The organism is Baekduia sp. (assembly GCF_035318805.1).
GTDB lineage: Bacteria > Actinomycetota > Thermoleophilia > Solirubrobacterales > Solirubrobacteraceae > Baekduia.
This window is the reverse complement of record NZ_DATHDY010000009.1, coordinates 33,755-45,023: the sequence shown is the minus strand read 5'-3', so window position 1 is coordinate 45,023 and position 11,269 is coordinate 33,755. Positions and strand designations below refer to the sequence as shown.

The 11,269-nt window shown below is 72.4% G+C and carries 11 protein-coding genes; 10 read left to right on the top strand and 1 reads right to left on the bottom strand.

The genetic code is table 11. The features are described 5' to 3' along the window. The coding region (locus tag VK501_RS01005; protein WP_324333723.1) for an ATP-binding protein at positions 1 to 721 on the bottom strand (721 nt) is incomplete at its 3' end. Between the two features lie 115 nt (positions 722 to 836). On the opposite strand from VK501_RS01005, the gene rpmI reads away from it, so the two are divergent. The 10 genes from rpmI (at position 837) to VK501_RS00955 (ending at position 11,269) form a co-directional block, all read left to right on the top strand. Beyond that, a complete protein-coding gene (gene rpmI, locus VK501_RS01000) occupies positions 837 to 1,040 on the top strand; it encodes a 50S ribosomal protein L35 (RefSeq protein WP_349258945.1) in 204 nt (67 codons plus the stop codon). Further along, a complete protein-coding gene (rplT, locus tag VK501_RS00995) occupies positions 1,037 to 1,402 on the top strand; it encodes a 50S ribosomal protein L20 (protein WP_324333719.1) in 366 nt (121 codons plus the stop codon). The genes rpmI and rplT overlap by 4 nt, the downstream gene beginning before the upstream one ends. Positions 1,403 to 1,484: 82 nt before the next feature. Next, complete coding sequence (locus VK501_RS00990; RefSeq protein WP_324333717.1) at positions 1,485 to 2,165, top strand: TrmH family RNA methyltransferase; 681 nt, start codon at positions 1,485 to 1,487, stop codon at positions 2,163 to 2,165. After that, a complete protein-coding gene (pheS, locus tag VK501_RS00985; RefSeq protein ID WP_324333715.1) occupies positions 2,165 to 3,214 on the top strand; it encodes a phenylalanine--tRNA ligase subunit alpha in 1,050 nt (349 codons plus the stop codon). The genes VK501_RS00990 and pheS overlap by 1 nt, the downstream gene beginning before the upstream one ends. Continuing rightward, complete coding sequence (gene pheT / locus VK501_RS00980) at positions 3,211 to 5,652, top strand: phenylalanine--tRNA ligase subunit beta (RefSeq protein WP_324333713.1); 2,442 nt, start codon at positions 3,211 to 3,213, stop codon at positions 5,650 to 5,652. Before pheS ends, pheT begins: the two co-directional genes overlap by 4 nt. After that, complete coding sequence (argC, locus tag VK501_RS00975) at positions 5,645 to 6,646, top strand: N-acetyl-gamma-glutamyl-phosphate reductase (RefSeq protein WP_324333711.1); 1,002 nt, start codon at positions 5,645 to 5,647, stop codon at positions 6,644 to 6,646. Before pheT ends, argC begins: the two co-directional genes overlap by 8 nt. After that, entirely contained in the window at positions 6,643 to 7,911 is a 1,269-nt protein-coding gene (argJ, locus tag VK501_RS00970) for a bifunctional glutamate N-acetyltransferase/amino-acid acetyltransferase ArgJ (protein WP_324333709.1), read from the top strand. Before argC ends, argJ begins: the two co-directional genes overlap by 4 nt. Positions 7,912 to 7,927: 16 nt before the next feature. Further along, positions 7,928 to 8,776 carry an acetylglutamate kinase gene (argB, locus tag VK501_RS00965; RefSeq protein WP_324333707.1) on the top strand — a complete coding sequence of 283 codons (849 nt, stop codon included), beginning with the start codon at positions 7,928 to 7,930 and terminating at the stop codon, positions 8,774 to 8,776. Between the two features lie 52 nt (positions 8,777 to 8,828). Then, positions 8,829 to 10,001 (top strand): acetylornithine/succinylornithine family transaminase, encoded by a 1,173-nt coding sequence (locus VK501_RS00960; RefSeq protein WP_324333704.1) that lies wholly within the window; start codon positions 8,829 to 8,831, stop codon positions 9,999 to 10,001. Then, positions 9,998 to 11,269 carry an argininosuccinate synthase gene (locus VK501_RS00955; RefSeq protein WP_324333703.1) on the top strand — a complete coding sequence of 424 codons (1,272 nt, stop codon included), beginning with the start codon at positions 9,998 to 10,000 and terminating at the stop codon, positions 11,267 to 11,269. The genes VK501_RS00960 and VK501_RS00955 overlap by 4 nt, the downstream gene beginning before the upstream one ends.

Sequence of the window (11,269 nt, the reverse complement as noted above, 5' to 3'; positions counted from 1 at the left end):
TGCCGTGCAGCTCGCGCGCCAGCTCGGCGACATCCTGCGGGCGCAGGCCCGACAGCTCGATGCGGCGCGCCGTCGGGGTGCGCTCCAGCGCCGCGAGCAGCGGACGCAGGGGATGGCGGCGGTGCAGCTCGTCGGGGCGGTAGCTGAGGGCGACCAGGACCCGCTCGTCGGCGAGGTTGCGTCCGAGGAACGACAGGAAGTCGCGGGTCGAGCGGTCGGCCCAGTGGATGTCCTCGATGACCAGCAGGACGGGCTGCTCGCGCCCGATGCGGTCCAGCGCGGCCAGCAGCGCCTCGAACAGCCGGCCCTGGGCCTGGCCGACGCGGTCCGACTCCGTGGCCCGCGGGCCGGGCGCGTCGCCGTCGCCGTCGGGCTCGGCCAGGCCCGGCAGCAGCGCGGCCAGCTCCCGGCGCGCTGCGGCGGGCAGCCCGAGCAGCCCGGGGTCGCCGGTGCGCACCAGCGGACGCAGCGCGCCGACCAGCGGCGCGTAGGGCAGCTCGCCGTCGCCCAGCTCGACGCACTCGCCGGTCAGCACCCGGGCGCCGAGCTGCTCGGCGCCGCCGATCAACTCGTTGAGCAGGCGCGTCTTGCCCACGCCGGACTCCCCGGAGACGAAGGCCAGCGAGGGGCGTCCTTCGCACGCGTCGCGCAGGGCCGAGCGGAGCGCTTCGAGCTCCCGTTCACGGCCGATGAGGCGGCGGCTGGTCGTGATCAAGGCCACCGCGCTAGCCTACGGCCCAGGCCAGACCGCGCAACAGCGCACCTCCTGCCATACTGGCCGGGGCCAGTGCCGTGCGATCGCGCACGTCGTTTCCTATACTGGCCCGCCTCCGCTTATGCCGAAGATGAAGACCCATTCGGGCGCCAAGAAGCGCTTCAAGTTGACCGCCAAGGGCAAGGTCAAGGCTCGCCACGCCTTCACGAGCCACATCCTCGAGAAGAAGTCGCCGAAGCACAAGCGACACCTCGGGAAGGACTTCGTCCTGTCGCCCCATGACCAGCCGCGGGTCAAGACCCTGTTGGGAGCGAAGAAGAAGTGACCCGCGTCAAGCGCTCAGTCAACGCCAAGAAGAAGCGTCGCAAGACGCTGGAGCTCACCAAGGGCTTCCGTGGCGAGGCCAACTCGAACTACAAGCGCGCGAAGGAGGCCTTGACCAAGGCCGACTCCTACGCGTACCGCGACCGCCGCAACCGCAAGCGCGACTTCCGCCGCCTGTGGATCACGCGCATCAACGCGGCCGCCCGCCTCAACGGCCTGTCCTACGGCGAGTTCATCCACGGCCTGAAGCTGGCCGAGATCGACCTCGACCGCAAGGTCCTGGCCGACATCGCCGTGCGCGACCCCGAGACGTTCCGCCGATTTGCCGAGGCCGCCCGTGAGGCGTCGGCAGCCGCTGCGTAGCGCGACTCACCGACATCAAGCTCTCAAGGGCGCCGCTTCCTCACCGGGACGGCGCCCTTCTTTTTGCCCTGATCCGCATCCCATGATCACCTCCCACACCAACCCGCTGCTCAAGGACATCCGGCGTCTGCAGACGCGGCGCGAGCGCGGGCGCTTCGTGGCCGAGGGCGAGGACCTGCTGGCCGCCGCCCAGCAGGCGGGCTGGCAGCCGGTGCACCTGCTGCGCTCCGGCGTCGACGTGTCCGAGGAGGCGCTGGCCAAGGTCTCCTCGCTGGGCTCGGGCACGCGCGCGCTGGGCGTCTTCGAGGAGCGCTGGGCGCAGCCCGCCGGGCCGCTGTGCGTCGCCCTGTGGGGCGTCAAGGACCCCGGCAACGTCGGGACCGTCCTGCGCGCCGCGCTGGCGTTCGGCGCCGGATCGGTCGTCCTGGGCCCGGGCACGGCCGACCCGTACGGGCCCAAGGCGGTCCGCGCGTCGATGGGCGCGATCTTCGAGGTGCCGGTGGCGAGGGTGGCCGCGATCGACGAGCTGCCCGGGGTCCGCGTCGCGCTTGACGCCCGTCGCGGCGACGTGCTGCGCGGCGACGCCTGGGACCGCACCGGCGACCTGACGCTGGTGATCGGCGCCGAGCGCGCCGGGCTGCCGCCGGAGGTGCTCGCCGCGTGCGATCGCGCCGCCCACATCCCCATCGCCAACGAGTCGCTGAACGCCGCGATGGCCGCCACGCTGGCGGTCTACGAACTGACTAGGGTCCCGGAGGCCTGATGCTCGACCGCATCGAAGAGATCCATGACGAGGGCCTGGCGGCCGTTCAGGCGGCCGGCAGCACCGAGGAGCTCGAGGAGCTCCGCGTGCGCCTGCTGGGGCGCAAGGCCGAGCTGCCGAACCTCCTGCGCGGCGTCGGCGAGCTGCCGCCCGAGCAGCGCGGCCAGGTCGGCAAGCGCGCCAACGAGGTGCGCAAGGCGCTCGAGTCGCGGATGGCCGAGGCACGCGAGCGTCTCGACACCGCCGAGCTCGACAGCAGGCTGATCGCCGACCGTGTCGACATCACGCTCCCGGGCGACCCGCTTCAGCCCGTCGGGCGGCTGCACCTCATCACCCAGACCCTGCGCGAGCTCGAGGACGTCTTCCTCGGCCTCGGCTTCACGGTCATGGAGGGTCCCGAGGTCGAGACCGTCCAGTACAACTTCGACGCGCTCAACCACGAGCCGACGCACCCGGCGCGCGGCCGCACCGACACCTTCTACACGTCCGACGACACGGTCCTGCGCACGCACACCTCGCCGATGCAGGTGCGGGCGATGCAGGCGCACCCGCCGCCGCTGTACGTCGTCATCCCCGGCCGTGTCTACCGGCGCGACAACGACGCGACCCACACGCCGCAGTTCCACCAGGTCGAGGGGCTGGCCGTCGACGAGGACATCACGCTGGCCGACCTGAAGGGCACGCTGCTGGAGTTCTCCCGCGCGATCTTCGGCGACGAGCGCGACGTGCGCCTGCGCGGCCACTTCTTCCCGTTCACCGAGCCGAGCGTCGAGGTCGACGTCTCGTGCTTCAACTGCAACGACGGCTGGATGCCCGACGGCTCGCGCTGCCCGCTCTGCAAGGGCGAGGGCTGGATCGAGATCCTCGGGGCCGGCGAGGTCGACCCCAACGTGTACTCCTACGTCGACGACGAGCGCTACGACCCCGAGAAGGTCCAGGGGTTCGCGTGGGGGATGGGCATCGAGCGCATCGCCTTCCTCAAGCACGGCGTCGCCGACCTCCGGTTGTTCTATGAGAACGACCTTCGCTTCCTGGAGCAGTTCGGATGAGAGTCCCCTACACGTGGCTGCGCGAGTACTGCGCGCCGGACATCAGCCTCGAGGAGCTCGAGCAGCGCCTGACGCTGACGGGCACCAAGGTCGAGGCGATCCACCACCACGGCGTCGGATCGCCGGACGGGTTCGTCGTCGGCAAGGTGCTGACCCGCGAGAAGCATCCCGACGCCGACCGGCTGAGCGTGTGCACGGTCGACGTCGGCAACGGCGAGGAGATCCAGCAGATCGTCTGCGGCGCGCCCAACGTGGACGCGGGCCAGACGGTCGCGGTGGCGCGGCCCGGCGCGGTCATGCCCGACGGCACGACGCTCAAGAACGCCAAGCTGCGCGGCCAGTCGTCGGCCGGGATGATCCTGTCCGAGGACGAGGTCGGCATCGCCGGCGACCGCGCCGGCGGGATCATGGTCCTCGACGACGCGCTTGCCGCGGGCACGGCGCTCGACGACGTGCTGCCGGTGCGCGACGAGGTCGTCGAGTTCGAGATCACGCCGAACCGCCCCGACTGCCTCGGGATCTACGGGCTCGCCCGCGAGGTCCACGCCGCCACCGGCGCGCCGCTGGCGCCCGCGCCGTGGACCGACGACCCGGGCGAGCCGGGCTACGTCCCCGGCGCCCACGTCCGCATCGAGGCCCCGGACCTCAACCCGCGCTTCACCGCGCGTCACTTCGCGAACGTCACGATCGGCCCGTCGCCGCGCTGGCTGAAGGCGCGCCTGACCGCCGCGGGCATGCGCCCCATCAACAACGTGGTCGACATCACCAACTACGTGATGCTGCTCACCGGCCACCCGCTGCACGCGTTCGACCTCGACCGCGTCGCCGGCGGCGAGCTGACCGTGCGCCGCGCCCGCGACGGCGAGCAGATCGAGACGCTCGACGGCCAGACGCGCACGCTGGACTCCGAGATGCTCGTCATCGAAGACGCCGACGGACCGACGTCGATCGCCGGCGTCATGGGCGGCGCGCGGTCGGAGGTCTCCGAGGACACCACGCGCGTGCTGCTCGAGGTCGCGACGTGGATCGGGCCCAACATCCACCGCACCTCCAACAAGCTGCAGCTGCGCAGCGAGGCCTCGGGCCGCTTCGAGAAGGGGCTGGCGCCCGAGCAGGCGATGGAGGCCCAGGCCGTCGCGACCAGGCTGATGATCGAGCTGACCGGCGCCTCCGTGGTCGGCGGCACGATCGACGTCGGGCCCTACGCCCAGCACCCATGGCCCACGCCGACGCTCCGCCTGCGCGAGCGCCGCGTGGCGGGGCTGCTCGGCATGGCCATCCCGCTCGCGCGCCAGCGCGAGACGCTGACGCGCCTGGGCTTCACCGTCGGCGACGCCGACGACGGCCTCGACGTCACGGTGCCGGGCTTCCGGCGCGACGACGTCACGCGCGAGGTCGACCTCGTCGAGGAGGTCGGGCGCTTCGACCTCGACAAGCTCCCCGCGACGCTGCCCAAGCGCCGCGGCGCCGCGGGCCGCCTGACCAGCGAGCAGCGCCTGCGCCGGCGCGCCGTCGACGCGCTCGTCGGCCGCGGGGCCTACGAGGTCGTCGGCTGGAGCTTCACCGAGCCCGGCGTCGCCGACCGCCTGCGGCTGCCCGCCGACGATCCGCGCCGCGCGTTCGTGCCGCTGGAGAACCCGATGAGCGAGGACCACTCGGTCCTGCGCACGACGCTGCTCGGATCGCTGCTGGACGCCACGCGCCACAACGTCGCGCGCGGCAACGCCGACCTGCGGCTCTTCGAGCAGGGCGCGGTCTACTTCGGCCATCGGACCGAGCCGCCCTCGCGGCTGCCGATCGAGCGCCGCGCGGTCGGCGCGCTGCTGCACGGCCGGCTCGTGCCGCCGTCCTGGGGCACCCACGACGATCGCGCCGCCGACTTCTTCGCGGCCAAGGGCCTGCTGGCCGCGGTGCTCGACACGCTGCGCGTCGACTGGACCGTCGAGGCCGCGACCGAGCCGTTCCTGCACCCGGGCCGCAGCGCCCGGGTGATGCTGGCCCACCCACCCCACGAGGCCCTCGGCTGGGTCGGCGAGCTGCACCCGCTGGTCGCGCGCGCCTGGGACCTCGAAGGCGCCGTCGCGGGCTTCGAGCTGGACCTCGATCGCGTCGTGGTGCACGCCGTCGCCGTGCCGCGCTTCCAGGACCTCACGAGCTTCCCGCCGGTCCGGCAGGACCTCGCAGTCGTCGTCGCCGACGACGTGCCGGCCGCCGACGTGGTCGGCGCCGTCCGCGCGGCGGGCGGCAAGCTGCTGCAGGAGGTGCGCGTCTTCGACGTCTACCGTGGCGCGCAGGTGGGGGAGGGACGCAAGTCATTGGCCTTGGCGCTGACGTTCCAGGCGCCCGACCGCACGCTGACCGACGAGGACGTCGCGCCCGCGCGCCGCAAGATCGTCAAGGCGCTCACCGAGCAGCTGGGCGGTGAGCTGCGTGGCTGAGCCGCCGTCCGTGCTGGTCGCGGGGGCGTCGGGCTTCGCCGGCGCGCTCGCCGCACGGCTGGTCGACCGCCACCCGCACTTCCGGCTGGCCGCGATCACGTCGCGCAGCGACGCCGGCACGCCGCTGAACGCGCTGTACCCCCACCACCGTGTGGCGCGCGAGCTCGAGCTGCTCGACCTCGACGGCGCCCACGGCGAGGTCGACGCCGCCATCGTCGCCTACCCGCACGGCGCGTCGGCGCCGGTGGTCGCGGCGCTGCTGGCGCGCGGCGTCAAGGTGGTGGACTTGAGCGCGGACTTCCGGCTCCGCGATCTGGCGGTCTACGAGGAGTACTACGTCGAGCACCAGCACCCGGAGCTGCTGGGTGACGCGGTCTACGGGCTGCCCGAGCTCTACCGCGACGCGATCCGCGCGAGCTCGCTCGTCGCGGGCCCGGGCTGCTATCCGACCGCCGCGATCCTGACGCTGGCGCCGCTGGCGCGCGCCGGCCTGATCGACGACGTGGTCATCGACGCGAAGTCCGGCGTCTCGGGCGCGGGCCGCGCGGCCACGGCCAAGACCCACTTCGTCAGCGTGGACGAGAACGTCACGCCCTACGGCGTGGGCACGCACCGCCATGCGCCGGAGATCGACCAGGAGCTCGCCGCGCTGGGCGCCGACGTCCCCGTGACGTTCACCCCGCACCTGCTGCCGCTGGACCAGGGCGAGCTCGTGTCCTGCTACGTGACCAGCGCCGCCGAGCCCGGCGACGTCGTCGCGCTCTACGAGGAGGCCTACGCCGGCGAGCCGTTCGTCGACGTCGTCGACGGCCCGCCCGGCGTGCGCGACGTCCGCGAGACGAACATCTGCGCCATCAACGTGCAGATCGACCCGCGGACCGGCAAGGTCCTGGCCTTCGGCGCCATCGACAACCTGTGGAAGGGCACGTCGTCGCAGGCCGTGCAGTCGCTGAACCTCATGTTCGGGCGCCCCGAGGCCGAGGGCATCGCATGAGGTCCGACGCGCCCGCGATCCCGTTCTTCCGCTCGCGCTGGGTCGAGGTGCCCGAGGGCGTGCGTGAGGTTCCCGGCGCGCCGCTGCCGGCGGGGTTCCGCGCCGCGGGCGCGGCGGCCGGCATCAAGATGCCGGCCCACCCACCCGCCTTGGACGTCGGCCTGCTCGTCAGCGACTCCGACGAGACGACCAGCGCCGCGCGCTTCACCCGCTCGGGCACGGCCGCGCCGCCGGTGCTGGTCACCCGTGAGCGCGCGCGGCTGGATGCGCTGAAGGCCGTCGCGGTCAACTCCGGCAACGCCAATGCCGCCACCGGCCGGCCCGGGATGGACGAGGCCGCGCGGATGCAGGGCGCCGGCGCGATGATGGGCCGGACGACCGAGGACCGCGTCGCGGTCTGCTCGACGGGCGTGATCGGCGTCCAGCTCGACGGCCACAAGGTCGTGCGCGGGCTCCTGGAGGCCGGCAAGTCGCTGAGCCCGGAGGGCGTCGGCGCCTTCCAGCAGTCGATCATGACCACCGACCTGTTCGAGAAGCGCGCGACGGTCGAGGTCGACCTGCCCGGCGGGACCGTCCGGCTGGCCGCGCAGTGCAAGGGCGCCGGGATGATCCAGCCCTCGTTCGCGACGATGCTGTGCTTCGTGGAGACCGACGCGGTCGTCTCGGCCGAGACCGCCGACCTGCTGCTCGGGGTGTGCGTCAAGCGCTCGTTCGACCGCATCACCGTCGACGGTCAGCTCTCGACCAACGACACGGCGATCCTGCTCTGCGGGGGCGCCTCCGGCGTCGAGGTCGAGCCCGAGTCCGACGGCGAGCTGCGCTTCGGCCAGGCGCTCGACGCGCTGCTGCGCCAGCTGGCGATCGACATCGCGCGCGACGGCGAGGGCGCCAAGCGCGTCGGCCGCGTCACGGTCCGCGGGGGGCACGGGCCGAACGTCGAGCGCGTCGCGCGCGCCGTGGGCAACTCGCCGCTGGTCAAGACCGCGCTCTACGGCGGCGACCCCAACTGGGGCCGGATCGTCCAGGCCGTCGGCCTGGCGCTGCCCGACACGGCGCCGCTGCCGGTCGACGTCTCGATCGAGGGCGTGCAGGTCTGCGTCGCCGGGATGGCCGTGGAGCACGACGTGCCGGCGCTGGCCGAGCGGGTCGCCCGCGACGAGGTCGAGTACGTCATCGGCCTGCCGGGCGACGGCTTCGAGACCGAGGTCTTCTTCAGCGACCTCGGCTACGACTACATCAAGATCAACGCGGAGTACACGACCTGATGGACAGCTCCATCTGATGCGCGACGTCAGCACCCTCCTCGAAGCGCTGCCCTACATCCGCGAGTTCCACGGGCGAACCGTGGTGATCAAGTACGGCGGCGCCGCGATGGAGGACCCCGAGCTGCGCGAGGACTTCGCGCGCGACGTCGTGCTGCTCAAGTACGTGGGGATGAACCCGGTCGTCGTGCACGGCGGCGGGCCGGAGATCACCGCCTACATGGAGCGGCTGAACATCCCCGTCGAGTTCGTCGGCGGCCTGCGCGTCTCCGATCCGCAGACCGTCGAGGTCGCCAAGATGGTCCTCGTCGGCAAGGTCAACAAGGACATCGTGTTGCGCATGAACCGCCACGGCCAGTCCGCGATCGGCCTGTGCGGCGACGACGGGCGGCTGTTCCAGTGCGAGCGCACGGCGGCGCCCGACGGGGAGGACGTCGGCTTCGTCGGGCGCATCGCGCGCGTCAACATCGACGTGCTGCGCCACATCGCCACCGACTACATCCCGGTGATCGCCTCGGTCGGCTCCGACCGCGAGGGCAACTCCTACAACGTGAACGCCGACGAGGCCGCAGGTGCCGTCGCGCGGGCGCTGCGGGCCTACAAGGTGCTGTTTTTGACCGATGTCTCGGGCTGGCTGCGCGACCCGGCGAATCCGCTGTCGCGGATCTCCGAGGCGTCCTCGGACGACGTCGAGCAGGCGCTGACCGAGGTCGCCGGCGGGATGCGCCCGAAGCTCGCGGCGTGCGTCGAGGCGATCCACGGCGGCGTCACCTCCGCCCACATCGTCGACGGCCGCGTGCCCCACTCGATCATGTTGGAGCTGTTCACCGACGAGGGCATCGGGACAAAGATCCGAGCTGCGACATGATGGTGATGAGCGCAGACGCGTTGTCCTTCGGGACCAAGATCCGGGCCGCCACGTGAGCGCCGTGGCCTCCGACGCCCACCTCGTCCCCGCCTACGCGCGCCAGCCCGTCGAGTTCGTCCGCGGCGAGGGCGCGCGGCTGTGGGACGCCGCCGGCGTCGAGTACCTCGACGTCCAGACGGGCCTGGCGGTCAACTCGGTCGGCCACGCGCACCCGGCCGTCGTCGCGGCGATCCAGGAGCAGGCAGCGCGGCTGATCCACGTCGGCAACCTCTTCCACACCGCACCCGGCGAGGAGCTCGCGCGGCGGCTGGCGCAGTCGTCGCTCGGCGGCCGCGTGCACTTCGCCAACTCCGGGACCGAGGCCAACGAGGCCGCGCTGAAGATGGCCCGCAAGGCCAAGCGCGGCGGGACGATCGTCTCGGTGCACCGTGGCTTCCACGGCCGCACCTACGGATCGCTCAGCGCGACGCCGCAGGAGTCCAAGCAGGCGCCGTTCGCGCCGCTGGTGCCCGGCTTCGTGGCGGTCGCGCCGACGGCGCAGGCGCTGCGGGCGGCGGTCGACGACGGCACCGCGGCCGTGATCCTCGAGCCGGTGCAGGGGGAGAGCGGCGTCTACGAGCTGGGCGCCGACGTCCTGCGCGCGGCGCGCGAGGCGTGCGACGCGGTCGGCGCCGCCCTGATCTTCGACGAGGTCCAGTGCGGCCTGGGCCGGACCGGCACGCTGTGGGCCTACGAGCACAGCGGCGTCGTGCCCGACCTCATGACGGTCGCCAAGGCGCTGGGCGGCGGCCTGCCGATCGGCGCGCTGATCACCAACGAGCGCTTCGCCGCCGGCTTCGAGCCCGGCGACCACGGCTCGACGTTCGCCGGCGGCCCGGTGGCGTGCAGCGCCGCGCTGGCGGTCCTCGACGTCGTCGAGGACCCCGTGCTCCTCGCGCGCGTGCGCGAGACCGGTGAGCGCCTGCGCCACGTGCTCGCCGAGCTGCCCGGCGTGATCGAGGTGCGCGGCCGCGGCTTCATGCTCGCCGCCGAGCTGGACCCCGGCCGCGCCGAGCCGGCGACCGACCTCGTCGGCCGCGCGCTGCGCGAGGAGCGCCTCCTGCTCAACGCGACCGGCCCCACCACCTTGCGGCTGCTGCCGCCTTTGACCATCACGGACGCCGAGCTGGACGAGGCCCTCGCCCGGCTCGCGCGTCTCCTCGACCCCACCCAAGTGAGCCGATGACCGACGAAGTCCTCCAGCCCCACGAACCCGCCGCGTCCTACCTGGCGCGGCCCGAAGACGTCCATCGCGTGTGCCTGCTGTACTCGGGCGGCCTGGACACCAGCGTGATGCTGAAGTGGATCCAGGACCAGTACGAGTGCGAGGTCGTCGCCCTGACGATCAACCTGGGCCAGCCCGGCGAGGACTACGAGGTCGTGCGCGAGAAGGCGCTGCGCCTGGGCGCGGTGGACGCCCGCGTGATCGACGCGCGCGAGGAGTTCGCCCATGACTTCATCGTCCCGGCGATCAAGGCCAATGCCATCTACGGGCTCAACTACCCGCTGTTCACCGCGCTGGGGCGGCCGCTGATCGCCAAGCTCGCGGTCGACGTCGCGCGCGAGACCGGGTGCGACACGATCGCCCACGGCTGCACGGGCAAGGGCAACGACCAGGTGCGCATCGACGGCACGGTCGCCACGCTGGCGCCCGAGCTGAAGATCATCGCCCCGGTCCGCGACTGGAAGATGGGCCGCGACGAGGAGATCGCCTACGCGCGCGAGCACGGGATCCCGGTCAAGGGCGGCACGGAGACCGCGCCGTACTCGATCGACGACAACATCTGGGGCCGCTCCTCGGAGGGCAAGTGGATCGAGGAGCTCGACCACGCGCCCGACGACGACGTCTTCCAGCTGGTCACGCGGCCCGAGGACGCCCCCGACGAGTCCGAGACGGTGACGATCACCTTCGAGGAGGGCGTGCCGGTCGCGCTGAACGGCGAAGAGCTGGAGATCGTCGAGCTGCTGGAGCGCGTGGGCGCGCTGGGCATGAAGCACGGCGTCGGCATCGTCGACCACATCGAGGACCGGATCGTGGGCCTGAAGGTCCGCGACATCTACGAGGTCCCGGCCGCGGCGATCCTGCTGCCCGCGCACGCCGAGCTCGAGCGGCTGGTCGGCACGATCCACCAGAACCGCTTCAAGCCGACGCTGGACCAGCAGTGGGCCTACCTCGTCTACGCGGGCCTGTGGTGGGAGCCGCTGCGGACCGATCTCGACGCGTACATCGACGAGGTCAACAAGTACGTGACCGGGACGATCGGGATGAAGCTCTACAAGGGCATGGCGCGCGTGGTGACGCGCGAGTCGCCCAACGCGGTCTACGACGCGCAGCTGGCCACGTTCAGCGAGTCCGGAGGGCTGTTCAGCCAGCAGGCCTCGCCGGGCTTCATCGAGCTGTGGTCGCTGCAGTCGCGCCTGGCATGGCGTCTGCGCAACGAGGACCGTGGGTAG